The 23,698-nt window shown below is 70.1% G+C and carries 28 protein-coding genes; 23 read left to right on the top strand and 5 right to left on the bottom strand.

Going from position 1 to position 23,698, the window contains the following annotated elements; all coding sequences use genetic code 11:
- Position 1: 1 nt before the first annotated feature.
- Positions 2-1,006: an alpha/beta hydrolase gene (locus tag BTZ20_RS05260; protein WP_077040641.1), complete on the top strand. Its 1,005-nt coding sequence runs from the start codon at positions 2-4 to the stop codon at positions 1,004-1,006.
- Here the strand turns inward: BTZ20_RS05260 and BTZ20_RS05265 are convergent.
- The gene (locus BTZ20_RS05265; RefSeq protein ID WP_077040642.1) at positions 1,003-1,350 is read right to left on the bottom strand and encodes a hypothetical protein; all 348 of its coding nucleotides are present in this window, start codon (positions 1,348-1,350) and stop codon (positions 1,003-1,005) included. The genes BTZ20_RS05260 and BTZ20_RS05265 overlap by 4 nt on opposite strands.
- A 71-nt stretch (positions 1,351-1,421) precedes the next feature.
- On the bottom strand, positions 1,422-2,225 hold the full coding sequence (locus tag BTZ20_RS05270; protein WP_077040643.1) for a hypothetical protein: 804 nt from the start codon (positions 2,223-2,225) through the stop codon (positions 1,422-1,424).
- Positions 2,226-2,291: 66 nt separating this feature from the next.
- Between BTZ20_RS05270 and BTZ20_RS05275 the strand changes: the two genes are divergently transcribed.
- Positions 2,292-3,245, top strand: a complete 954-nt coding sequence (locus BTZ20_RS05275) for a Ppx/GppA phosphatase family protein (RefSeq protein WP_077040644.1) — start codon at positions 2,292-2,294, stop codon at positions 3,243-3,245.
- A gap of 29 nt (positions 3,246-3,274) precedes the next feature.
- On the opposite strand, the gene BTZ20_RS27105 is transcribed toward BTZ20_RS05275, so the two are convergent.
- The gene (locus tag BTZ20_RS27105) at positions 3,275-3,421 is read right to left on the bottom strand and encodes a hypothetical protein (protein WP_189636598.1); all 147 of its coding nucleotides are present in this window, start codon (positions 3,419-3,421) and stop codon (positions 3,275-3,277) included.
- A 441-nt stretch (positions 3,422-3,862) separates the two neighbouring features.
- On the opposite strand from BTZ20_RS27105, the gene BTZ20_RS26170 reads away from it, so the two are divergent.
- Entirely contained in the window at positions 3,863-4,678 is an 816-nt protein-coding gene (locus tag BTZ20_RS26170) for a hypothetical protein (RefSeq protein WP_145982215.1), read from the top strand.
- A gap of 12 nt (positions 4,679-4,690) precedes the next feature.
- The gene (locus BTZ20_RS05285) at positions 4,691-5,563 is read left to right on the top strand and encodes a sugar phosphate isomerase/epimerase family protein (RefSeq protein WP_077043498.1); all 873 of its coding nucleotides are present in this window, start codon (positions 4,691-4,693) and stop codon (positions 5,561-5,563) included.
- Positions 5,564-5,570: 7 nt separating this feature from the next.
- On the opposite strand, the gene BTZ20_RS05290 is transcribed toward BTZ20_RS05285, so the two are convergent.
- Complete coding sequence (locus BTZ20_RS05290) at positions 5,571-5,987, bottom strand: hypothetical protein (protein ID WP_077040646.1); 417 nt, start codon at positions 5,985-5,987, stop codon at positions 5,571-5,573.
- Positions 5,988-6,094: 107 nt separating this feature from the next.
- On the opposite strand from BTZ20_RS05290, the gene BTZ20_RS05295 reads away from it, so the two are divergent.
- From BTZ20_RS05295 to BTZ20_RS05330, 8 genes are all read left to right on the top strand, one after another.
- Entirely contained in the window at positions 6,095-6,778 is a 684-nt protein-coding gene (locus tag BTZ20_RS05295) for a MerR family transcriptional regulator (protein WP_077040647.1), read from the top strand.
- Positions 6,775-7,659 (top strand): thioesterase family protein, encoded by an 885-nt coding sequence (locus BTZ20_RS05300; RefSeq protein ID WP_077040648.1) that lies wholly within the window; start codon positions 6,775-6,777, stop codon positions 7,657-7,659. The genes BTZ20_RS05295 and BTZ20_RS05300 overlap by 4 nt, the downstream gene beginning before the upstream one ends.
- 54 nt (positions 7,660-7,713) lie before the next feature.
- Positions 7,714-8,529, top strand: coding sequence for a pyrroline-5-carboxylate reductase (proC, locus tag BTZ20_RS05305; protein WP_077040649.1), 816 nt, complete (start codon positions 7,714-7,716; stop codon positions 8,527-8,529).
- Between the two features lie 125 nt (positions 8,530-8,654).
- The gene (locus BTZ20_RS05310) at positions 8,655-8,888 is read left to right on the top strand and encodes a helix-turn-helix domain-containing protein (protein WP_077040650.1); all 234 of its coding nucleotides are present in this window, start codon (positions 8,655-8,657) and stop codon (positions 8,886-8,888) included.
- Positions 8,889-9,109: 221 nt separating this feature from the next.
- A complete protein-coding gene (locus tag BTZ20_RS05315; protein WP_003402602.1) occupies positions 9,110-9,211 on the top strand; it encodes a 30S ribosomal protein bS22 in 102 nt (33 codons plus the stop codon).
- A gap of 245 nt (positions 9,212-9,456) precedes the next feature.
- Positions 9,457-10,521, top strand: a complete 1,065-nt coding sequence (locus BTZ20_RS05320) for an NAD-dependent epimerase/dehydratase family protein (protein ID WP_077040651.1) — start codon at positions 9,457-9,459, stop codon at positions 10,519-10,521.
- Positions 10,518-11,531 carry a lysophospholipid acyltransferase family protein gene (locus BTZ20_RS05325; RefSeq protein WP_077040652.1) on the top strand — a complete coding sequence of 338 codons (1,014 nt, stop codon included), beginning with the start codon at positions 10,518-10,520 and terminating at the stop codon, positions 11,529-11,531. Before BTZ20_RS05320 ends, BTZ20_RS05325 begins: the two co-directional genes overlap by 4 nt.
- Before the next feature lie 134 nt (positions 11,532-11,665).
- A complete protein-coding gene (locus BTZ20_RS05330; protein WP_077040653.1) occupies positions 11,666-14,023 on the top strand; it encodes an arylsulfatase in 2,358 nt (785 codons plus the stop codon).
- Positions 14,024-14,049: 26 nt separating this feature from the next.
- On the opposite strand, the gene BTZ20_RS05335 is transcribed toward BTZ20_RS05330, so the two are convergent.
- Complete coding sequence (locus BTZ20_RS05335; protein WP_077040654.1) at positions 14,050-15,048, bottom strand: HAD family hydrolase; 999 nt, start codon at positions 15,046-15,048, stop codon at positions 14,050-14,052.
- Positions 15,049-15,196: 148 nt separating this feature from the next.
- Between BTZ20_RS05335 and BTZ20_RS05340 the strand changes: the two genes are divergently transcribed.
- The 11 genes from BTZ20_RS05340 to BTZ20_RS05390 all read left to right on the top strand — a co-directional run bounded on the left by BTZ20_RS05340 (position 15,197) and on the right by BTZ20_RS05390 (position 23,688).
- Positions 15,197-15,457 carry a glutaredoxin family protein gene (locus tag BTZ20_RS05340; RefSeq protein WP_077040655.1) on the top strand — a complete coding sequence of 87 codons (261 nt, stop codon included), beginning with the start codon at positions 15,197-15,199 and terminating at the stop codon, positions 15,455-15,457.
- Between the two features lie 168 nt (positions 15,458-15,625).
- Positions 15,626-16,501, top strand: coding sequence for a redox-sensing transcriptional repressor Rex (locus tag BTZ20_RS05345; RefSeq protein WP_411269105.1), 876 nt, complete (start codon positions 15,626-15,628; stop codon positions 16,499-16,501).
- Positions 16,498-17,895 (top strand): glutamyl-tRNA reductase, encoded by a 1,398-nt coding sequence (locus BTZ20_RS05350; protein WP_077040656.1) that lies wholly within the window; start codon positions 16,498-16,500, stop codon positions 17,893-17,895. The genes BTZ20_RS05345 and BTZ20_RS05350 overlap by 4 nt, the downstream gene beginning before the upstream one ends.
- Positions 17,892-18,908 carry a hydroxymethylbilane synthase gene (hemC, locus tag BTZ20_RS05355; protein WP_077040657.1) on the top strand — a complete coding sequence of 339 codons (1,017 nt, stop codon included), beginning with the start codon at positions 17,892-17,894 and terminating at the stop codon, positions 18,906-18,908. Before BTZ20_RS05350 ends, hemC begins: the two co-directional genes overlap by 4 nt.
- A 90-nt stretch (positions 18,909-18,998) precedes the next feature.
- Entirely contained in the window at positions 18,999-20,570 is a 1,572-nt protein-coding gene (locus BTZ20_RS05360; RefSeq protein WP_077040658.1) for a uroporphyrinogen-III synthase, read from the top strand.
- A 77-nt stretch (positions 20,571-20,647) separates the two neighbouring features.
- Positions 20,648-21,622, top strand: a complete 975-nt coding sequence (hemB, locus tag BTZ20_RS05365) for a porphobilinogen synthase (protein ID WP_077043500.1) — start codon at positions 20,648-20,650, stop codon at positions 21,620-21,622.
- A 16-nt stretch (positions 21,623-21,638) separates the two neighbouring features.
- Positions 21,639-22,190 carry a hypothetical protein gene (locus BTZ20_RS05370; RefSeq protein ID WP_077040659.1) on the top strand — a complete coding sequence of 184 codons (552 nt, stop codon included), beginning with the start codon at positions 21,639-21,641 and terminating at the stop codon, positions 22,188-22,190.
- Positions 22,191-22,195: 5 nt separating this feature from the next.
- The gene (locus BTZ20_RS05375; RefSeq protein WP_077040660.1) at positions 22,196-22,627 is read left to right on the top strand and encodes a hypothetical protein; all 432 of its coding nucleotides are present in this window, start codon (positions 22,196-22,198) and stop codon (positions 22,625-22,627) included.
- Positions 22,620-23,108: a hypothetical protein gene (locus BTZ20_RS05380; protein WP_077040661.1), complete on the top strand. Its 489-nt coding sequence runs from the start codon at positions 22,620-22,622 to the stop codon at positions 23,106-23,108. Before BTZ20_RS05375 ends, BTZ20_RS05380 begins: the two co-directional genes overlap by 8 nt.
- Positions 23,105-23,350 carry a hypothetical protein gene (locus tag BTZ20_RS05385; protein ID WP_223263641.1) on the top strand — a complete coding sequence of 82 codons (246 nt, stop codon included), beginning with the start codon at positions 23,105-23,107 and terminating at the stop codon, positions 23,348-23,350. The genes BTZ20_RS05380 and BTZ20_RS05385 overlap by 4 nt, the downstream gene beginning before the upstream one ends.
- 56 nt (positions 23,351-23,406) lie before the next feature.
- Positions 23,407-23,688 carry a metal-sensitive transcriptional regulator gene (locus BTZ20_RS05390; RefSeq protein WP_072842629.1) on the top strand — a complete coding sequence of 94 codons (282 nt, stop codon included), beginning with the start codon at positions 23,407-23,409 and terminating at the stop codon, positions 23,686-23,688.
- Positions 23,689-23,698: the final 10 nt, after the last annotated feature.

Consider the following 23,698-nt stretch of genomic DNA (forward strand, 5'->3'; position numbering starts at 1 on the left):
AATGCGGAGTGCGGTGGCGGTCCTTGCCGCCGCCATCGTGATGGGGCTGGCCGCGGCGCCCGCGGCGGCTCAGGCCCCCGGTCCGGCGACACCGGTTGGCGCGGCGCTCGACCACATAGAGAAGGTCAGCGATCAGCGCTGGAACGTCTTCGTGCACTCGCCCTCGATGGACGAGGTGGTGGAATTGCAGGTGCTGCGCCCTGCGGACACCAGCGTTCCGCGCCCGACGCTGTACATGCTCAACGGCGCGGGCGGTGGCGAGGACGGCGCGAACTGGACACGCCAGACCGACATCGTCGACTTCTTCGGCGACAAGAACGTGAACGTCGTCATCCCCGTCGGCGGGTACATCAGCTACTACACCGACTGGCGCCGCGACGATCAGGAGCTCGGCCGCAACCAGTGGCAGACCTTCCTCACCCGGGAGCTGCCGCCGGTGCTGGACGCGGCGCTCGGCGCCAACGGGGTCAACGCGATCGGCGGGCTGTCGATGTCGGCGGGTTCGGTCCTCGACCTGGCCATCCAGACGCCAGGGCTCTACCGCGGCGTCGCCTCGTACAGCGGCTGCGCGATGACCAGCGACCCGGTCGGGCAGGCGCTGGTGCGCGTCGTGGTCGAGGGCGCGGGCGGCGGCGACACCCGCAACATGTGGGGTCCCACCGACGACCCGGAATGGGTCCGGCACGACCCCTACGTCAACGCCGAGAAGCTGCGCGGGCTCGAGCTGTTCATCTCGAGCGGCAGCGGGCTGCCGGGCCCGTTCGAGGAACCGGGCGCGACGCGGCCCGCCGCCTCACCGCCGTTGGAGGACCAGATCGTGGTCGGTGGGGCGATCGAGGCCGCGACCAACCACTGCACCCAGCGGCTGGTGCACCGGCTCGGCGAGCTCGGGATCCCGGCCGAGGTAGACCTGCGGCCGACGGGCACCCACTCGTGGGGATATTGGCAGGAAGCCCTGCACCGATCGTGGCCGGTACTGGCCCGCGCGCTCCGGCTCGAAGGCTAGAAGGGGTTGTAGACCCAGATCGGGCGGATCGGGTTGGCGAGCAGTTGGAGGTCGTGCGCGACGTTGTTCGTGTCGTACTGCTTGCACTCGTGGATTTGGGCGTAGTGGCCGTCGCCGCGGCACTCGATCTTTCGGGTGGCGCCGTACGGACTGAGGATGATCGGCTTGTAGGTGTTCGGGCCGATCAGCGCACCGGCATCGAGGGGCGCGACGAAGTAGTCGGTCCGGTCGCGAACCGCGTTGAAGCCGTACGGGTCGTCGGGCTCCGCGGCCGACGCGCCCGGGGCCAGCGCCAGCGCGGTGCCCACGACCAGTGCGGCCGTTGCCAGTGTGCGAGTGAACATGTGCGACCCCTTGTGACGGGGAGGGCTGATGCACCCTCCTGATCCGTTATCGGGACAACGCAGACCGATCGTTACGTTCGAGGAGCCTGGTCCGACTTCGCCTTCGCCTGCGCGGCGGTGGTCGCCGGGTGCACGGCGATCAGGCCGAGCCCCGCGCGGCGACGGCAATGCTTGGCCAGCTCCTCGTAGGCGGGCTTGCCGAGCAGCTCCGTCAGCTCGGGGGCGTAGCTCTGCCACACCGGCTTCGAACCGACGTGCGCGTCGGGCGATCCGGAGCAGTACCAGTGCAGGTCCTCGCCGCCCTCGCCCCAGCCCCGTCGGTCGTACTCGGTGATCACGGTCTTGAGGATCTGCGAGCCGTCCGGCCGCTCCACCCAGTCCTGGGTGCGACGGACGGGCAGCTGCCAGCAGACGTCCGGCTTGACCTCGAGCGGCTCGATGCCCTTGCGCAGCGCCATCGAATGCAGCGCGCAGCCGATCCCGCCCTCGAATCCCGGCCGGTTGAGGAAGATGCAGGCGCCCTGGTACCGCCTGGTGCGCAGCGCGGGCTCGTCGTCGAGGTCGTCCTCCTCGACGTAGCCCTTCTTGCCAAGGCCCTTCTCCATGAACTGCCAGTCGCGCTTTGTGAGCAGCTTCACTGACCGGTCGAGCTTGGCCTTGTCGTCGGAGTCGGAGAGGAAGGCGCCGTGCGAGCAGCAGCCGTCGTCCGGACGTCCCGGCACGGTGCCCTGGCACGCGGGGGTGCCGAACACGCAGGTCCAGCGCGAAAGCAGCCAGGTCAGGTCCGCCACCACGAGATGTTCGGCGTTGGCGGGGTCCACGAATTCGATCCACTCGCGGGGGAAGTCGGGGTCGACTTCCGGCGTCGGCTCCATCTTCGAATCGGGCGTGGTGTTGCCTGCTGTCACAAGTCTCGACGGTAGACCCAGTACCGTGGTCACGTGCGGTTAGGGGTACTCGACGTCGGAAGCAACACGGTTCATCTACTCGTGGTGGATGCCCACAGGGGCGCTCACCCGACGCCGATGAGCTCCACCAAGTCGACGCTGCGGCTCGCCGAGAACACCGACGACCGCGGCGACATCACCGCGGGCGGGGCCGACAAGCTGGTCGCGGCGGTGCGGGACTTCGCGAGCATCGCCTCGACCTCCGGATGCGGCGAGCTGATGGCCTTTGCGACCTCGGCGGTCCGCGACGCCACCAACTCCGAGGCGGTGCTGGCCCGCGTCCGGGACGAGACGGGGGTGGCGCTCGAGGTGCTGTCCGGCGTCGACGAGGCCCGGCTGACCTTTCTCGCGGTGCGGCGCTGGTACGGCTGGAGCGCAGGCCGGATCATGAACTTCGACATCGGCGGCGGCTCGCTGGAGCTGGCCTCCGGTGGCGACGAGGACCCGGACGTCGCGTTCTCCCTCCAGCTCGGTGCCGGACGGTTGACCCGGGACTGGTTGCAGGCCGACCCGCCCGGCAAGCGCAGGGTGGCGGTGTTGCGCGATTGGCTCGATGCCGAGCTGGTCGAGCCTGCCAAGGCCCTGCGTGCCGCGGGCGCACCGGATCGGGTGGTCGGGACCTCCAAGACGTTCCGGTCCCTGGCACGACTCACCGGGGCCGCGCCCTCCGCCGCCGGACCCCGGGTACAGAGGACACTGACTGCCAGCGGTCTTCGCCAACTGATCGCGTTCATTTCTAGGATGACGACGTCGGACCGCGCAGAATTGGAGGGTGTGAGCTCGGACCGATCCCAGCAGATCGTGGCGGGCGCACTGATTGCGGAGGCAAGCATGCGGGCACTGTCGGTGGACTCGCTGGAGATCTGCCCCTGGGCTCTGCGTGAGGGGCTGATCCTGCGGAAGCTGGATACCGAGATGGGCGGAGAACTGGTGGTGAGTGCGCGATGAGCGAAGGATCCGAGGACACCGGGCAGGTCTCAGTTGCCGAGCTGCTCGCCAGGAACGGCCAGCAGGTCGAGTCCCGCGGTGGACGTCGCCGTAGGGGAGTGGCAGGCGGCGGGATCAGCGTCGCCGAACTGACCGGCGAGATCCCCGTCGTCAGGCCTCCCGAGGATTCGCGGCACACGATTCCCGAGGTGCCCGAGGTATCCGTCGCGCCGCCCGCGCCCGTCGCGCCGCCCGCGCCCGTCGCGCCGCCCGCGCCCGTCGCGCCGCCCGAACCCGTTGCACCCCCGCACCCGCGCCGGTCACGCCGCCAGCACCAGCCGTCACCCCGTCGCCTCCCGCCCAGCCCCGGTCCCGGCGCGCCGACCGGACTCCGGTGCCACCGGTCGTCGCGCGGTACACCGTCCCCGAGAGGGAGCGCCCCACGATCCCGCCGGTCCCCGAGCCGCCGAAGGTCGAGGAGCCGAGGGTCGAGGCACCGAAGTTCGAGGCTTCGAAGGTCGAGCCGAAGTTCGAGGCGCCGAAGTACGAGCGAGTCGCGCCCCCATCCGCCCCCGTCACACCGCCCCCACGCCCGCGCCCCCGCGGCTCCGGCCCCCGTGATGCCGTCGCAGTACCGCGTGACCGCCACGCCCGATGTCACGTCCCCGGCCACCGCGGCCGCCCTGCCGCCGCAATACCGGTCCGGCGCCCTCGATCAGGTCGACGCCCAGCCCACGCAGGCCGAGAAGCCGAAGACCTCCATGCGTGCGCCGATCGCGGAGCAGCCGAAGACCGCGGCCATGCCGGTGGCGGAGGCTCCATCCGCCCCGCGTCCCGGTTTCGTCCCGTACACGCCCATCCGTGAGCCGGCACTGCTGTCCGGGTCCAGCCTCGAGGGCGACCTCATGCGGCAGGCCAGGGCCGCGGGCACCGCCCGTCGAGAGACGCTGGAGGAGGCAAGGGCGCTGGTGCACGTCACCGGCGAGATCCCGCGGATCGTGGTGCCGAAGACGTCCACGTTCAAGGAACAGGCATTCAGGGAATCGGCGCCCGAGGACCCGGTGCGCGAGGACCCGGTGCGCGAGGGCGCGGCGCGCAAGGACTCGGCGCCCGGGTCCGCGGAGTCGGAGGACCTCGCGGATCGGGAGCCGGACGAAGCGTTCGAGGACGCGCCCTCCGATCGAGACGACAAGCACGCGGCCCGCGAGTGGGCGGTCTTGATCGGTCAGGGCATCGTCGCCCTGCTGGTCGGTGGGCTGCTGTTCAAGGGCTTCGAGAAGCTGTGGGACGTGCTGCCCTGGGTGGCGCTGGTCCTCGCGGTGCTGGTGATCGCCGGCCTGGTGGCGGTGGTCCGGATCCTGCGGCAGACCGACGACATGGTGAGCCTGCTGATCGCGATCATCGTCGGTGTGTTCGTGACGATCGGTCCGCTCGCCTTCCTGCTCACGACCTGACCGAGGGTGGCGATGGACGGCACTCGAACCGGGACACGCAAGATCCTCGTCGGACTCTCGACTGCCTCGGTCTATCCGCAGAACACCGAGGCGGCGTTCGAGTACGCCGCCGAACTGGGGTACGACGGCATCGAATTGATGGTCTGGGCGGAATCGGTGAGCCAGGATCTGGACGCGGTCAAGGCGCTGGTCCGGAAGTACGCCGTCCCCGTGCAGGCCGTGCACGCCCCGTGTCTGTTGATCTCGCAGCGGGTGTGGGGCGCGGACCCGGCCGCCAAACTGGAGAAGTCGGTCCGCGCCGCCGAGGCACTCGGCGCGCGCACCGTGGTCGTGCACCCGCCGTTCCGTTGGCAGCGGAAGTACTCCGAGGGTTTCGCAGACCAGGTGCGCGAACTCGAGGAGCGCAGCGACGTCGCGGTCGCGGTGGAGAACATGTTCCCGATGCGCGCGGATCGCTTCTGGGGCAAGCGCGCGAAGTCGGCCGAACGGCTCGAGAAGAGGGGCGGGCCAGGCCCGGGTGTGTCCGCCTTCGCGCCGAGCTACGACCCCACCGACAGCGATCACGCGCACTACACGCTCGACCTCTCGCACACCGCGACGGCGGGCATGGACGCCCTCGCCCTGGCCGGGCGGATGGGTTCGGGCCTGACCCACCTGCACCTGGCGGACGGGCGGGGCGCGTCGGTCGACGAGCACCTGATCCCCGGGCACGGCAATCAGCCGTGTGCGCAGTTGTGCAGGCACCTCGTCGACAGCGGCTTCGACGGCCAGGCAGTGCTGGAGATCAACACCCAGAACGCGCGCACCCAGGCCGAGCGGTCGTCGATGCTCGCGCAGTCGCTCGCCTTCGCCCGCGAACACCTGTCGGTGAGCGCCCGGTCATAGGCGGTGGTCAGAGCGCGCCGACGCCCGCGGTGATCACCGTGATCCCCGCGACGATCAGCCCCGCAACCAGCACCCCGAAGCCGATCCACACCGATCGCATCCAGGCGTTCGGGCGTACGGGGTCAGCGCCGATCACGGAGAAGAAGAACCCGGCGGGGACGAAGATCGCTGCTGAGAGCACGAGGATCGAACCCGAGGCCGACCACCCAGGCGAGACGCCCGCGGCCTGGGTGAGCAGGGCGACCACGAGACCGAGGGTCACGAGGACCCCGGCGTGCGCGTGCCCGGCGCGGAACATCGTTTTCTGCAGGGCGTTGGCACCTTGCTTCCCGCTGACGATCCGGAGCATGAACGTGCCGCCGAAGGCGATACCGACGACGGTGAGAAGGGTGACGCCGACGACGATCGTGAGGATGGGGTCCATGGCGGGTCTCCTGGGTCGAGGGGTACTCTCGGATTGCCTGGATAGCGTTACTATCCAGTGATTGGATAGTAGAAGTATCCAATGTATCCGTCAACCGGGAGGACCCGATGCGCGTCTCCGAGCTCGTCGAGCGGTCGGGTCTTCCGCTGGCGACGATCAAGTACTACCTGCGTGAGGGCGTCCTGATGTCGGGCGAACCGACCAGCGCGACCCAGTCCAGCTACGGTCCGGAGCACCTGCGGCGGCTCGCGCTGATCAAGGCGCTGGCGGGGGCGGGGCTGCCGATCCACAAGATCCGCGCGATCATCCGCCTGACCGACGAACCCGTCGACGGGCTCTACGAGACCCTCGGGCGGGCGGTGGCCACGCTGCCGCCCTATCCCGACGACGCCGCGGACGCCGAGGCGCGCGAGCAGCCCCGGGCCCGTCGCCTGCTCGAACGGCTGGGGCAGGTCTACGACCCGGCCTTCCCCGCGGTCGGCCAGCTCGAGCGGGCGCTGAAGGCGGTCGAGGACGTCGGCATCCCGATGACCGACGAACGCATCGATGCCTATGGCAGGCACATCATGGGGATCGCGGAGGTCGACCTCGCGCTGATGCCGACCGGATCCACCCAGGCGGCCGTCGAGTACGCCGTGCTCGGCACCGCGATCTACGAGCCCGTGATCGCCGCGATGCGCAGGCTCGCCCACCAGGACATCGCTTCCAGGAGCTTGCCGCCGGCCGGAATCGCTCCGCCGGCCGGAGACATTTCAGTGAGTGCGCAGGACCCCCGAGAGGAAACCCGATGACCCAGCCCGCCACCCTCACCTCGACCCGCCCCTTCGCGGACCTGACCACGCTGACGGACCTGGGCGGCGGTGCCTTCGCCGCGCTGATCGACCCGATCTGGACCATCGGACCGAAGGTGCACGGCGGCTGCATGATGGCCCTGTGCGCGGCCGCCGCGCGCCAGGTGATCCGGGCGCCGCGCGAGGAGGCGGGCGCGGCCCGACCCGTCGACACGACTGCCATGCAGCCGATCGCGGTCAGCGCCAGCTACCTCAACGCACCCGACCCCGGCGAGGTGCGGCTGATCACCACCGTGCGCAAGCTCGGCAGGCAGGTGTGCCTGGTCGATGTGGACCTGATGCAGGGTGAGAAGGTCGCGGTGTCCGCGGCGGTGACGCTCGGCGTGCCGGACGTCGCCGACCCGCGGCATCAGGAGCCCCTCGCGTTGGCCGATCTGCCCGCCGCGCCACCTTCCGACGCGGTCCACATCACCCCCGACCATCCGATGGGGCAGATCGTGCACGTCGCGAAGGGCTGCGACCTGCGGGTCGATCCGTCCGCCGCGCTGTTCCTGTCCGGGCAGCAGGGTGACCCGGTGAACCGGATGTGGGTGCGCCCGTTCGCCGAGGACGAGGTCGACACCGACGTCGCGGTGCTGTTCGCCCTGATGACCGGCGACATCAGCGCCCCGGTGACGATGAACCGCGGCATGTTCGGATGGGCGCCAACCGTCCAGCTGACCACCTACCTGCGCCGGCTCCCCTCGCCGGGATGGCTGCGGGTGATGGCCAGCGCCACCGTGCTGGGCGACACCTGGTTCGAGGAGGACCATCTCGTCCTCGACGAGGCCGGGCACGCCGTGGTGCAGAGCCGTCAGCTGGCCATGATCCCGAAGGGCTGACAGGGGCCGGACCTCCGTCGCGGCCCCCGACGGCTGCATGGCAGGCTTGCGGGCATGACGAGAATTGCAGTGATCGGTGGCGGCAGGATCGGCGAGGCGCTGATCGCGGGTCTGCTTCAGGCGGGTCGCGCGCCGAAGGATCTGGTCGTCGCGGAGTCCTTCCCCGCGCGGGCGGCCGAGCTGACGGGCCTGTTCGGGATCCGGGCGACCACGATCGCGGATGCCGCCGAGGGTGCCGATGTCGTGGTCATCGCGGTCAAGCCGAACGACGTCGACTCCGTGATGGCCGAGCTGACGTCGGTCGAGCTGGACGGCGACCGCGAACAGCTGGTGGTCACGCTGGCGGCAGGCCTGCCGACCTCCCGGTACGAGGCCAAGCTGCCCGCCGGGTTCCCGGTGGTGCGCGTGATGGCCAACACGCCGATGCTGGTTGGCGAGGGGGTCAGCGCGATCGCCGGTGGGCGGTACGCGAAGGCGGAGCACCTCGCGCTGGTCACCGACATCCTCGCGTCGGTCGGCAAGGTGGTCGCGGTCGCGGAATCGCAGATGGATGCGGTGACCGCGGTGTCCGGGTCCGGGCCCGCCTATTTCTTCCTGATCGCCGAGGCGATGGTCGACGCGGGTGTCGGCCTCGGCCTGACCAGGGCCACCGCGACCGAGTTGGTCGTGCAGACGATGCTCGGCTCGGCGGCCATGCTCGACCGGTCCGGCGAGTCCGCTGCGGATCTGCGTGCCGCCGTGACATCACCGGGTGGCACCACCGCGGCCGCATTGCGCGAGCTCGAGCGGGGTGGGGTCCGGACCGCGTTCTACGAAGCGCTGGTGGCGGCGAAGAGCAGGTCCGCCGCTCTCGGTGGAGGTACCGAATAGATATTGGTACTCCACACCCGTCGCTGTAACCCCATCCGTCCCGCTAAGCTGATTACAGCACGTGCGTGTCTGTTCCGCCGGAGGGGAAGCCGGCGGCGCGAGACGTGCCGGAGGTATGTGGATTAATGGTGTCTACAAGTAAGTCGAAGGGGTCCAACCCCGACGGTCAACCCATGGTCGGCGGCACGCAGTTTCTCACCGTCGCCGAGGTGGCGGCGCTGATGCGGGTCTCCAAGATGACGGTGTACCGATTGGTGCACAACGGCGAGCTGCCCGCGGTGCGGGTGGGCCGGTCATTTCGAGTGCATGCGAAGGCGGTGCACGACTACCTGGAAACCTCGTATTTCGACGCGGGCTGAACCGGTCCTGACGTCCCTCGGATGCAGTATCCGGGGGATAACGGAAGCTCGGTTTCTGTGGAGCGAGGCCGCACCGGTACGATGATCACTTGTCGTGCCAGCCAGCCGGTGTCATCAGGCGCTGGGTTAGCAGATACGAGGCCGAGCGCCAGATTCGTAACGCACGCGTACGTCACCGGCGTGCGCAGGACCGCTAGAGAAGAACGTGAGGGACACCCGCCATGGGTTCAGTGATCAAGAAGCGACGCAAGCGCATGTCGAAGAAGAAGCACCGCAAGCTGCTTCGTAGGACGCGAGTGCAGCGTAGGAAGCTCGGTAAGTAAATCGCCGAGTTCGCAGGTGTGGGACCCAGTCCCTCCGATGCCCGTCACCGACAGGTGGCGGGCATCGCTGCATTCGGGGGCGACTAGGCGTACGTCCAGCATCGGGAGGATGAATATTCTTCCTTCGGGGTCATAAAATTGCAGGTAAACAGGTGTTTCGTACTCGTTAAGAGTCGTGCGGTTCTGGCCGGGTGTGGCTAGGCTCGCAGGTATGGCCCGACAGGCAGGGGTGGGGTGTGGAGGTAATGAGCGACCGCGGAGTGCAGCCGCCCGGTGTGGTGCTGGTGACCGGCGCCAGCCGGTTCCTCGGTGGATACCTGGTGGCAAGGCTTGCGCAGAATCCGAACATCGAGCGGGTCATCGCCGTTGACGCCGTGTCGCCGAGCAAGGACATGCTGCGGCGGATGGGACGCGCGGAATTCGTCCGGGCCGACATCAGGAACCCGCTCATCGGCAAGGTGATCCGCAACGCCAGGGTCGACACCGTGGTGCACGCCTCGTCGATCCCCAAGGCCCCGAAGTCCGGCAGCAGGGCCGCCATGAAGGACATGAACGTCCTCGGCGCCATGCAGTTGTTCGCGGTGTGCCAGAAGTCTCCGGACGTCCGCAAGGTGGTGGTGCGCTCGTCCGGTGCGGTCTACGGCGGTAGCGCGCGGGACCCGGCGAAGTTCACCGAGGAGATGAGTGCCCGCACGCCCCCGCGCGGCGCGTTCGCCCGCGACATCATCGAGATCGAGGGATACGCGCGCAGCCTCGGGCGTAGGCGGCCGGAGATCGCGGTCTCGTTGCTCAGGATGGCGCCGCTGATCGGTCCGCGGATGAGCGGGCCCGTGTCGCGGTACCTGAACTCGCCGGTGGTGCCGACGGTCCTCGGCCGCGATCCCCGGATGCAACTCCTGCACGAGGAGGACGCGCTGGCCGCACTCGAGCGCGCCACGGTCTCCGGTCCCGCGGGAACCTTCAACATCGCGGCCGACGGCGTGGTGATGCTCTCCCAGGCGGTCCGGCGGGCGGGTGGCCTCGCGGTGCCGGTGCCCTCGCAGCTGTTCCGGACCATAGGGCGGGCGCTGATGGGACCCTCGATGCGGGACTTCACCAAGGAGCAGCTCGACTACTTCCACTTCGGCTGTGGTTTCGACACCGGCCGGATGCGGGCGGAACTGGGCTTCGAGCCGCGGTGGACGACGATGCAGGGACTGGACGATCTGATCAACGGGGCCGGGATCAGCCCGATGATCAGCGAGGACTGGCTTCGGTCGGTCGAATCACGGGTGCAGCAGTTGGTCGGAGTCGGGGGAGAGCAGCGATGAGTGATGTGGCCAAGGTGATCCCGTTGCACGACGCCGCAGGGCGCCGGGCTCGGCCTGCGCCTGCCGTGCCGCAGGGCGGCGAGGCCCTGCCCGAGCCGCGCCCGCTGTTCGGTGTCCCGCAGCAGGCGTCGCCGTCGCTGCCCGGTGTGGTGCTCGAGTCGGCCAGGGACCTGGTGGCCGACCCGGTGGTCGCGATCGCGGAGTTCCTCCGCCGCAGGCTCACCGGCGACTACCAGGTCGACGAGTTCGGATTCGACCCGCATTTCACCGAGAACGTCTGGCTGCCGATACTCCGGCCGCTGTTCGACAGCTGGTTCCGCGTCGAGGTGCGCGGAATCGAGAACGTGCCCTCCGAGGGTGGTGCGCTGGTGGTCGCGAACCACGCGGGCGTGGTCCCCATCGACGGGCTGATGACCTCGGTGGCGATGTTCGACCACCATCCGGCGCATCGCCCGCTGCGGATGCTCGCAGCCGATCTCGCCTTCGAGATGCCGGTCGTCGGCAACATCGCGCGCAAGGCCGGACACACCCTGGCCTGCAACCCGGATGCCGAGCGGCTGTTGCGGACCGGCGAGGTGGCTGCGGTCTTCCCCGAGGGATTCAAGGGGATCGGCAAACCGTTCAGCGAGCGGTACAAGCTGCAGCGCTTCGGCAGGGGCGGGTTCGTCAGCGCGGCGCTGCGCACCGGCGCCCCGATCGTGCCGTGCTCGATCGTCGGCTCGGAGGAGATCTACCCGAAGATCGGCGACCTCAAGTCGCTGGCGCGGCTGCTGGGGATGCCGTACTTTCCGGTGACGCCGTTCTTCCCGCACCTGGGTCCGCTGGGACTGATCCCGCTGCCGTCGAAGTGGTACATCGAGTTCGGTGAGCCGATCCAGACCGACTCCTACGACGCGGTGTGCGCGGAGGACCCGATGGTGACCTTCGAGCTGACCGACCACGTTCGGGAGACCATTCAGCAGACCCTCTACCGGCTGCTCGCTCAGCGCCGCAACGTGTTCCTGGGCTGAATCGGGAGTTTCGTCCGGGATCGGTTGCCCGGCAAGTGAACCCGCGTCGCGGCCGCCGGTTCCCCTTGCTGGCCTGGTGATCGCCCTGTCGTTGTGCTTTGGTGGGACAGGGGGGCTCGACAGGGAGCCACGCCATGGCCAGGTCATTCCGCGGGATCACCAACCTCGACATTCGCGACTCGGTTCCCGACTGGGGCCCGTACGAACAGCCGAGGGCGCCGCAGGGCGCACCGAACGTGCTGTACATCGTGCTCGACGACCTGGGTTTCGGGGCGCTGAGTTGCTACGGCGGCCCCATCGAGACGCCGAACATCGACCGGATCGCGGCAGGAGGGCTGCGCTACAGCCAGTGGCACACCACCGCCCTGTGCTCGCCGACCCGCTCCTGTCTGCTCACCGGCCGTAACCACACCGTCAACGGCATGGGCTGCATCAGCGAGGCGTCGATCGGGTTCCCCGGCGCCAACGCCCACGTCCCAGGGGAATGCGCCACCCTCGCCGAGGTGCTCGTCGAACGCGGTTACAGCACCGCGATGGTCGGCAAGTGGCACCTCTGCGCGGCCGACGAGATGAACCTGGCCTCGAGCAAGGCGAGCTGGCCGATCGGCAGGGGCTTCGAGCGGTTCTACGGATTCCTCGGCGGCGAGACCAACCAGTGGCACCCGGACCTGGTCCACGACAATCACCCGCTGGAGCCGCCCGCCCGGCCGGAGGAGGGCTACCACCTCGGTGTCGACATCACCGACAGGGCGATCGAGTTCCTCGACGACGTGAAGACGATCGCGCCGGACCGGCCGGTGTTCCTCTACTACGCGCCCGGCTGCGCGCACGCCCCGCACCACGTGCCGCACGAGTGGGCGGACCGCTACCGCGGCCGGTTCGACGCAGGTTACGAGGCGATGCGTGACGAGATCCTGGCCCGGCAGAAGGAGATGGGCCTGGTCCCGCCGGAGGCCGAACTCCCGCCGCTCAACCCGATCGGCACCCCTGAGTCCCGCCGCGGACCAGACGGCCAGCCGTTTCCGATGCTGGACCACACCCGGCGCTGGGACACGCTCTCCGACGACGAGAAGCGGCTGTTCGTGAGGATGGCCGAGGTGTACGCCGGCTTCGTCTCGCACTGCGACGACCAGATCGGGCGCCTGCTGGACTACCTCGAGGACATCGGGCAGCGCGACAACACCATGGTCGTGCTGGTCTCCGACAACGGTGCCAGCGGCGAGGGCGGTCCCGACGGCTCGGTCAACGAGAACAAATTCTTCAACGGCGTGCCCGACGACCTGGCCGAGAACATGGCCATGCTCGACGAGCTGGGCGGATACCGGACCTACAACCACTATCCGAACGGCTGGGCGATGGCATTCGACACCCCGTTCAAGTTGTGGAAGCGCTACTCGTTCAATGGCGGCACCTGCGATCCGTGCATCATCTCGTGGCCTGCGGGGATCGCCGCCCGAGGCGAGATCCGTGACCAGTACCACCACGCCATCGACCTGATGCCGACGGTGCTCGACTGTCTCGGCATCGAGATGCCGGACACGGTCAAGGGGTACACCCAGCACCCGATCCAGGGTGTGAGCATGCGCTACAGCTTCGATACCGCAAGCATCCCCAGCGCTCGGCACACCCAGTTCTATTCGATGCTCGGCACCCGTGGCATCTGGCACGACGGCTGGAAGGCCGTCACCACCCACCCGGCGATCAGCGGGTGGGGTCACTTCCAGGACGACACCTGGGAGCTCTACCACACGGACGTCGACCGCACCGAGCTGCACGACCTCGCGGACACCGAGCCGGGCAGGCTCGCGGAACTGATCGGACTGTGGTTCCACGAGGCGGGCGCCAACCGGGCGCTGCCGCTCGACGACCGGTACCCGGTCGAGATCCTCATGACGCCGCGCCCGCGGCCTGCCCCGCTCCGCACCAGGTACGTCTACCGGCCCGGCGGCGCCGCCGTGCCCGAGTCGGTGGCGGTGGCAGTTCGCAACCGCTCGTACTCGCTGGGGGCGCTCGTCGGCCTGCCGTCCCCAGGCGCCTCGGGGGTGCTGTTCAAGCAGGGCGGCCGCTTCGGCGGGCACGCGCTCTACGTCCGGGACAACCGGCTGCACTACGTCTACAACTTCCTCGGCAGCGAGCAGCAGCTGATCAGCGCAACCGAGGAGCTGCCCATCGGCGACCGCGTGATCCTCGGCGCCTCGTTCGACAAGGACGGCGAGGACCCGCCGGGTACCGCGCGAGGCCTGCTCAGCCTCTATTACGGCGACCGGAGGGTCGGGGAGGGCCGGATCCGGACCCAGCCGGGCGTGTTCGGTCTGGGCGGCACCGGGCTCACCATCGGCCGCGACGACGGCGAACCGGTCACCGACGACTACCCGGGCGCCGCGCCGTGGGCCTTCGCAGGCGGCACGCTGAACCGGGTGGTCGTGGACGTCAGCGGCGAGGCCTACATCGACCTCGAGCACGCGGCCGCGGCGATGCTGTCGAGGGAATAGCGGAACAGCGGCTCCGCACGGTTGCGTCAGTGCTTGCGGCGGCTGATCACGGCGGCCAGCGCGCCGCCAACCGCGCCGAGCGCGAGCGCGGTCGGGACGCCGATCTTCGCCGCCTTCCGCCCCGTGCGGTAGTCGCGGATCTCCCACCCTCGGTTGCGCGCGACCTCCTTGAGGTCGGCGTCCGGGTTGATGGCCACGGCGGTGCCGACGAGCGAGAGCATCGGCACGTCGTTGTGGCTGTCCGAGTACGCCGTGCAGCGCTTGAGGTTCAGGCCCTCGCGCACGGCCAGGGTCCGGACCGCGTGCGCCTTGCCCGCGCCGTGCAGGATGTCGCCGACCAGCCTTCCGGTGAACTTGCCGTCCTCGCTCTCGACGACGGTGCCAAGCGCGCCGGTCAGCCCGAGCCGCTTCGCGATGACCTGGGCCAGTTCCACCGGGGTCGCGGTCACCAGCCACACCTGCTGCCCGGCGTCGAGGTGCATCTGCGCCAGCGCCCTGGTGCCCGGCCAGATCTTGTCGGCGATCAGCTCGTCGTAGATCTCCTCGCCCAGGCGGGAGAACTCCGCGGTCTCGCGGCCCGCGATGAAGGCCAGCGCGCGTTCCTTGCCGCTGGCGACGTCGTCGCTGTTCTCCTTGCCGGTCACCCGGAACTTGAGTTGCTGCCAGCCGAACCTGGCCATGTCGGCGAGCGAGATGTACTTGCGGGCGGCGAGGCCCCGGGCGAAGTGGATGATCGAGGCGCCCTGGACCATGGTGTTGTCCACGTCGAAGAACGCCGCTGCGGTCAGGTCGAGCGGCACGCCGCCCTCGGTGCCGCCGGTGCCGAGTTCGCCGCCAGCCACGGCTTCGCTCGTCGCCGCCTCGTGCAAGGCGATGGCGGCGTCCGCGCTGGCCTCGCCTGCGAGGCTGGCCCGCAGCTGGGCGTCGCTTGGCCCCAAGGGGTTCCTGCCGCGTCGGCGGGGACGCTTGGCGTCGAGCCAGCCGGCGCCCACTCCCGAGCCGGTCGGACCAGATCGACCAGGCACTCATACCTCCTGTGTTCGTCCAACTGCGGCCCACCCTATCCCCAGCCTCGGGGGCGCACCGGGTGGATCGCCGCCCGCGTGGCCGCTGTGACTTGCGTCTCCGCGGGCGGCCCGCGGAAGCCGCAGGTGACGGTGGCACAGTGGACCCATGGCCGACCCCGCACACACCATCACCCTGCTGACCCGGGCCGGCTGCGGCTCCTGTGACGTAGCGCGCACTCAGCTGCTGCGCTTGTGTGAGGAATTCGGCGTCGAACTCGAATCGGTCGACGTCGACGTGGCCGCGGCGACCGATCCCGAGCTGCGCGCCGAGTACGGCGACCGGCTGCCGGTCGTCCTGCTCGACGGCCGTGAGCACAGTTACTGGGAGGTCGACGAGCCTCGGCTGCGATCGGATTTGACAATCTGAGGCCGACCTGACACCCCTCGCATCCGGACGCCGCGCAGGTCGCAGCGGGTGAATCCGGAATCCGGCGACTTTGTGCATGGGTTCACAAGCAGTTACCGTGGTGTGAACAGTCCCCCCGGATCAGCGTGAGAACCGGCCATGTGCATGGCCGGACGAGGAGCCACCAACGTGACCGAACAGCACCAGCCGCATGGGTTCTCTGCCCGTGGCGTCGCAGGGGCTGAGAACGCGTCCCGTTCAGGGACCGACAGCACAGTCCGTTCGGGGACCGACAGCGCAGTTCGTCCCGGTGCCGACGTCGCCCGCGCGGACACGACGGTTCGGGACCTGCCGCAGGCCACCGTCACCCGGCTCGCCACCTATCTGCGGGTCCTCGGCGTGATGGCCGACGACGGCACGCTCATCGTCTCCAGCGAGGAACTCGCGACCGCGGCCGGTGTCGGCTCCGCGAAGCTGCGCAAGGACCTCTCGTTCCTCGGCCCGAACGGGGTCCGCGGCGTCGGGTACGACGTCACCAAGCTGCGCGCCCGGATCGAGGCCGCGCTCGGACTGGACCGCGGCCACCAGGTGGTGCTGGTCGGCGTCGGCAGCCTGGGGCAGGCCCTTGCCCGTTACGGCGGGTTCGGCCGTCGCGGATTCACGATGGTCGGCCTGTTCGACCGAAATCCCGACCGGATCGGCAGTACCGTCGACGCGCTGACCGTTCGCGACGTCGCCGAGCTCGAGGCCGCGTGCCGCGAGCTGGACGCAACCATCGGGGTCATCGCGACCCCGGACGAATCTGCCCAGGAGGTGTGCGACCTGCTGGTGAATGCCGGTGTGCGCTGCATCCTGAGCTTTGCGGCCTCGCCGCTCGATGTCCCGAAACACGTCGAGATCCGCCGAGTGGATCTCGCCGTGGAGATGCAGGTGCTGTCCTTCCACAGCGCCCGCAACGCCGAAACCGAGCCCGCTGCGGCCTCGGCGGCGGTGGGGCTCCGCACGGCACGCTCGGCTTCGTCAGGCTCGGGTTCGACAACGAATGGATCGGTGATGGCACCGTGAGTGTTCTCCTGGTCGGGATCTCGCATCGCAGCGCTCCCGTCTCCGTCCTCGAGCGGGTCGCCATCGGCGACACCGATCGGCCGAAGCTGATCGACAAGATGATGAGCTCGGACCATGTCTCCGAGGTCATGATCGTCTCCTCCTGCAACCGGGTGGAGATCTACGCGGTTGTGGACGCCTTCCACGGCGCGCTCTCCGACGTGGGCGAGTTGCTGGCCGGGCACTCCGGTATGGACCTGCCGGACCTGACCAAGCACGCATACGTGCGCTACAGCGAGGCGGCAGCCGAGCACCTGTTCGCGGTCGCCAGCGGCCTCGACTCGATGGTCGTCGGCGAGCAGCAGATCCTCGGCCAGATCCGGACCGCCTACGCGATCTCCGACAACCAGCAGGCCGCGGGCCGGGTGCTGCACGAGCTGGCTCAGCAGGCGCTGCGGGTCGGCAAGCGGGTGCACTCCGAGACCGGGATCGACCGCGCGGGCGCCTCGGTGGTGTCGGTAGCCCTCGACCGCGCCGCGGACCTGCTCGGTGACGGGCTCGCCGGGCGTACCGCCGTCGTGGTGGGCGCGGGCTCGATGGGTGGGCTGTCCGTCGCGCACCTGACGCGGGCCGGGATCGGGCGCGTCATCGTCGCCAACCGCACCAGGGAACGGGCCGAGCGCCTCGCCGACACCGTGCGGGCCTCCGGGGTGGACGGCGCGACCGTCGACCTGGCCGACCTGCCGTCCGCGCTCGCCGAGGCGGACGTGATGGTGACCTGTACCGGCGCGGTCGGTGCCGTGGTCACCCTCGCCGACGCGCACGTCGCGCTGGCGAAGCGGGACTCCACGCAGCGGCCGCTGGTGATTTGCGACCTCGGGCTGCCCCGCGACGTGGAGCCCGCGATCGCCGGACTGCCCGGCGTGAGCATCTTCGACATGGCGGCCCTGCAGCGCGATCCGGCGGCAGGCGCGGCCGCCGCGGACACCGAGGCGGCCCGCGAGATCGTCGCAGGCGAGCTCGCCACCTACCTGGCCGGACAGCGTCTGGCCGAGGTCACCCCGACCGTCACCGCCCTCCGCCAGCGCGCCGCCGACGTGGTGGAGGCCGAGCTGCTGCGGCTGGACTCGCGCCTGCCCGGGCTTGAGGATCCGCAACGCGACGAGGTCGCGCGCACCGTGCGTCGCGTCGTCGACAAGCTGCTGCACGCGCCGACCGTCCGGGTCAAGCAGCTGGCCAGTGCCCCCGGCGGCGACTCCTACGCGGCCGCGCTGCGTGAGCTGTTCGAGCTGAGCCCCGGGTCAGCCGAGGCCGTCGCGACGCCGATGGAGATGCGCGCGGTCGAACTCGCTGACGATTTCACGGCAGGCCACGAGGCCGAGGCGATGGACGTATGGAAGGGGATGCAGTCATGAGTGCAACCACCGCATCCACCAGGGACACCACCGCGGAGCAGGCCCCCGCGGCCACTCTGCGCATCGGCACGAGGGGCAGCCTGCTGGCCACCACTCAGGCCGGCACCGTCCGGGACGCACTGATCGCCGCGGGCCACCCCGCCGAGCTGGTGATCGTCAAGACCGCGGGCGACCAGTTCTCCGGCCCGGTCGAGAAGATCGGCGTCGGCGTGTTCACCGCCGCGCTGCGCGAGGAGCTCGCCGCCGGACACGTCGACATCGCCGTGCACTCGTTCAAGGACCTGCCCACCGCCCCCGACGAGCGCGTCGTCATCGCCGCCGTGCCCGGACGCGAGGACCCGCGCGACGCGCTGGTGGCGCGTGACGGGATGGTGCTCGGTGAGCTGCCCGCGGGCTCCCGGATCGGGACCTCCGCGCCGCGGCGCATCGCCCAGCTGCGGGCCCTCGGACTCGGCCTGGACATCCAGCCCTTGCGCGGCAACCTCGACACCAGGATCGGCAAGGTCGCCGACGGCGAGCTCGACGCGGTCGTCGTCGCGCGGGCGGGGCTCTCGCGGATCGGCAGGCTCGACGTGATCACCGAGTCGCTGGAGCCGGTGCAGATGCTGCCCGCCCCAGCACAGGGCGCGCTTGCCGTCGAATGCCGCGCGGGTGACACCGCGCTGATCGCCATTCTCGCCGAGCTGGACGACGCGAGCGCCCGCGCCGCCGTCACGGCGGAGCGCGCGCTGCTGGCCGAGCTCGAGGCCGGATGCACGGCCCCGGTCGGCGCGATCGCGGAGATCGTGGAGTCCATCGATGACGACGGCCGGGTGTTCGACGAGCTGTCGGTGCGCGGCTGTGCGGCCGCGCTCGACGGCTCCGATTCGATCCGGGCCTCGACGGTCGGACCGCCGGATCGCGCCGAGGAACTCGGTCGCGAGGTTGCCCGCGAACTGCTCGACCTGGGCGCCCGCGCCCTGATGGGCCCGGCGACCGAGCGCGAGACGGAGGGCGGACCGACCGATGAGTGAGTCATTGCCGTCGGCGCGCTCTTCGAAACCGCGCGCCCATTCCCATGTCCCTGACATTGCTCGACACATGAACGCACTGGAGAACAACCGATGAGCCGAGTCCGCAAGAACACCCCCGGACGGATCCTGTTCGTGGGCTCCGGCCCGGGCGACCCGGCGCTGCTCACCGTCCGGGCGCGGGACGTCCTCGCCGCCGCCACCCTGGCGTTCACGGACCCCGACGTCGACAAGGGCGTCACCGCGCTTGTCGGCACCGGACTGCTGGTGAAGGGCGAGGAGATCGACCCCGAGAACCCGCCGTTCGAGGTGCGCCCCGCGCTCGGCGAGCCGGCCGAGGTCGCCAAGACCCTGGTGGCCGAGGCCAAGAACGGGCACGACGTGGTCCGCCTGGTCTCCGGCGACCCGCTCACAACCGATTCGGTGATCGCCGAGGTCACCGCGGTGGCGCGGACCCAGGTGCAGTTCGAGATCCTGCCGGGCCTGCCCGCAGGCTCCGCGGTGCCGAGCTACGCGGGCATGCCGCTCGGCTCCGGTCACACCGAGGTCGACGTGCGCGGCGAGGTCGACTGGGCCGCGCTGGCCGCGGCGCCGGGACCGCTGGTGCTGCACGCCACCGCGGGTCACCTCGCGGAGACCGCGAGCGAGCTGGTCGAGAACGGCCTGGCCCCACAGACGCCCGCCGCGATCACCGTCCGCGGCACCACCTGCCAGCAGCGCACCGTCGAGGCCACCCTCGCGACGCTGAACGAGGCCGGCTCCGAGCTGGTCGGTTCGCTGATCGTGACCGTCGGCAAGGTGGTCAGCCAGCGCAGCAAGATGTCCTGGTGGGAGTCGCGCGCCCTGTACGGCTGGACCGTCCTGGTGCCGCGCACCAAGGAGCAGGCCAGCGAGATGAGCGATCGCCTCGTCACGCACGGCGCCATCCCCATCGAGGTGCCCACGATCGCGGTCGAGCCGCCGCGTAGCCCCGCGCAGATGGAGCGCTCGGTCAAGGGCCTGGTCGACGGCCGCTACCAGTGGGTGGTCTTCACCTCCACCAACGCGGTGCGTGCGGTCTGGGAGAAGTTCGAGGAGTTCGGACTCGACGCCCGCGCGTTCTCCGGCGTCAAGATCGCCTGCGTCGGCGAGGCCACCGCGGACAAGGTGCGTTCGTTCGGCATCAACCCCGAGCTGGTGCCGTCCGGGGAGCAGTCCAGCGAGGGCCTGCTGGCCGAGTTCGCGCCTTACGACGACGTGTTCGATCCGGTCAACCGGGTGCTGCTGCCCCGCGCCGACATCGCCACCGAGACCCTGGCAGAGGGGCTACGCCAGCGCGGCTGGGAGATCGACGACGTCACGGCCTACCGCACCGTCCGGGCGGCGCCGCCGCCGGCCGAGACCCGCGAGATGATCAAGACCGGTGGGTTCGACGCGGTCTGCTTCACCTCGTCCTCGACTGTGCGCAACCTGGTCGGCATCGCGGGCAAGCCGCACGCCCGCACGCTGGTGGCGTGCATCGGGCCGAAGACCGCGGAGACCGCGATCGAGTTCGGCCTCCGGGTCGACGTGCAGCCCGAGACCGCTCAGGTCGGCCCGCTTGTGGAGGCGCTCGCAGAGCACGCCGCCCGGCTGCGTGCCGAGGGTGCGCTGCCGCCCCCGCGCAAGAAGTCCCGTAGGCGCTAGGCGCTGACGCGCCCGTGAGTCCTTCTGGTCCCGATGCGGGCCAGAAGGACTCACAGGCCCGACGAAGGAGGGCATCCATCTTTCCCGCCGAACGTCCCCGACGCCTGCGCGCCACCCCGGCGCTGCGTCGCCTTGTCGCCGAGACCTCGCTGGAGCCACGGCATCTGGTGCTGCCGATGTTCGTTGCTGATGGCATCGACGAGCCGCGCGAGATCAGCTCGATGCCGGGCGTCTTCCAGCACACCCTCGACTCCCTGTCCCGCGCCGCCGCCGAGGCGGTCGAAGCGGGTGTCGGCGGGCTGATGCTCTTCGGTGTCCCCCGGACCGAGGACAAGGACGCCAACGGTTCGGGTGCGACCGATCCGGACGGCATCCTGAACCGGGCCCTGCGCGTGCTCCGCGCCGAGCTGGGCGACTCCACCGTGATCATGGCGGACACCTGCCTCGACGAGTTCACCGATCACGGCCACTGCGGGGTGCTCGCGGCGGACGGCCGGGTCGACAACGACGCGACACTGACCCGCTACGTCGACATGGCGGTCGCGCAGGCCGAGTCCGGGGCGCACCTGCTCGGGCCGAGCGGAATGATGGACGGACAGATCGCCGCGATCCGCGAGGGTCTCGACGACGCGGGCCATCAGGACACGGGCATCCTGGCGTACTCCGCCAAGTACGCGTCCGCCTTCTACGGACCCTTCCGCGAGGCCGTCGGGTCGTCGCTGTCCGGGGATCGCCGCACCTACCAGCAGGACGCCGCCAACCGGCGCGAGTCGCTGCGCGAGGTCGACCTGGACCTGGACGAGGGCGCGGACATGGTGATGGTGAAGCCGGCCATGTCGTACCTCGACGTGCTGCGGGAGGTCGCCGACATGTCCACGGTTCCCGTTGCGGCCTACCAGATCTCGGGTGAGTACTCGATGATCACCGCCGCCGCGCAGAACGGCTGGATCGACCGCGACGCCGCCGTGCTGGAGTCGCTGCTCAGTATCCGTCGCGCGGGTGCGGACATCGTGCTGACCTACTGGGCCGCCGAGTTCGCAGCCCGGTTGTGATGGTTACGGTGGTGTCATGACCGCCCCATGGCCGCCAGCGCCCCCGACCGGCCCCGTCGCGCAGGACCCGCGACCCGCGGCGCCCGTCGACGTGGGTACCGCCTTCCAGTTGCTGTGCGGGGTCGCCGCTCTCGGTGTGGTGAACCTCTTCGCCACCCTCGCGATGGTGGCCGCGGATCGGAAGACCTTCGCCGATCAGCTGATCAAGGACGTGCACGCCCAGGATCCGACGGTGGAGATCAGCACCTCGGCGGCCGAGGGTCTGCTGCTGGTCGGGCTCGGCGTCACCGCGCTGCTCGGGCTGGCGCTGACCGGCCTGTACCTGCTGTTCGTGTTCAAGATGCGCAGCGGCAGGAACTGGGCCCGGATGCTGGTCACCATGATCGGCGTGACGATGGTCTTCTTCGCGATCCCCGCGCTGTTCGGGCTCGGCGCCGGTGGCGGCGTTGCCGGGATGGTCGCGGGCGGGGCGGGCATCCTGCAGGCGGTGCTGTCCGTCGGTGCGGTGATCCTGATGCACCGGAGCGAGTCGAACCGGTACTTCGTGCCCGGACCGAAGGCGCAGTAGCCGTCGTGGGTGACGCGCGGGCCCGTCCTCGCCCTGTCGATGTCGCGTACTGGCTGTGGCTGGTCTGTGCGGCGCTGCTGGTGCTCTTCGGGCTGCTGGCCCTGACGTCTCCCGGCACCGCCATACGGGAGGAACTGGTGGCGCGCGGTGCGAACCCCGACAGCGTGGACGAGTTCATCGTGCTGCTGCGTGGCTCCGGCGCCGTCTCGCTGCTCACCGGGCTCGGCGTCGGGCTGATGGCGGGGCCGACCAGGGCGGGGGATCCGCGTTTTCGGCGGGCGGTCGTCGCGCTGTCGGCGGTGTTCTTCGTGCTGCAGCTCGGGCTGCTGGCGACCGGTCTCGGTCAGGTGCCGACGCTGCTGGTCTCGCTGCTCGCGCTGGTGGCCGGCGTGCTCATCTATCTGAGGTCCTCGGCGGAGTGGTTTGCCGGTGAGTGACGCGGCCGAGCCGATCCTGTTCGAGGAACCGGGCGGACGGTGGTGGCTGGTCGCACTCGGCCCTGCGCTGTGCCTGGTCGTGCTCGTCGTGGAGGCGATCATCGGTTCGGGTGTGCACTGGCTCGGGTTGGTGCTGTTCTCCGTGCTGCTCGCGGGGTTGGTCTCCCTTCAGGTGGTGGCGGCCCGGCGGCACGCGAGTGTGCTGCTCACCCCGGCGGTGCTGCGCAACGGCGCCGAGACGCTCGAGGTGGCCGATATCGCCCTGGTCCTGCCCGAGGCGGATCCGTTCGCCGAGGATCTGGAGCCGTGGGAGACCGCCCCCTCTCTCGGCGAGCTGTCCGGGGTGCCGCGACGCCGCACCGCGATCGGCTTGCGGCTGCGGGACGGCTCGGTGGTGCGGGCGTGGGCGCGGGACGGTGACGGGTTGCGGACCGAATTGGAGCTGCTGGTGGCGGACGAGGCGGAGGACGGTGAGCGGTGAGCGAACGGATGACGCGGATCGTGGAGCTGGGCCTGGCGGTGCTCGCGACCGCGGCCGCGGTCTGGTGCTGGAATCGGGGCGTGCAGACCTCGGACTTCGCGCCCGCGATGGACGGTGCGCCCGCGTTCACCGGCACGCACTACTCGGGCACCTGGATCGGGGCGGCGACCGCGCTGGTGATCGTGGCCGGCTTGTTGGTGATCGATGTGGTCAGGAGGCGGGACCGCGGCGGACCGCAGTGACCGGTCGAACAGCGGCCCACCCTGGCAGCTAGTACCCACGGGGGTATGGTAGGGGCATGAACGGATACTCCCCGGAGAAGGACGACCTCCTCAAGCGGCTTCGCCGCATCGAGGGACAGGTCGCGGGCATCTCGCGGATGGTGGACGACGACCGGTACTGCATCGACATCCTGACCCAGGTGTCGGCGGCAACGAAGGCGTTGCAATCGGTCTCGCTGAAACTGATGGACGCGCACCTCGCGGGCTGCGTCGTCGAGGCGGCCAAGAAGGGCGGCCCGGAGGCCGACGCGAAGGTCAAAGAGGCCTCGGACGCGATCGCCCGCCTCGTCCGGTCCTAGGAGAGGCACT

It is taken from the genome of Rhodococcus sp. MTM3W5.2 (assembly GCF_001984015.1).
GTDB classification, from domain to species: domain Bacteria; phylum Actinomycetota; class Actinomycetes; order Mycobacteriales; family Mycobacteriaceae; genus Rhodococcus_G; species Rhodococcus_G oryzae.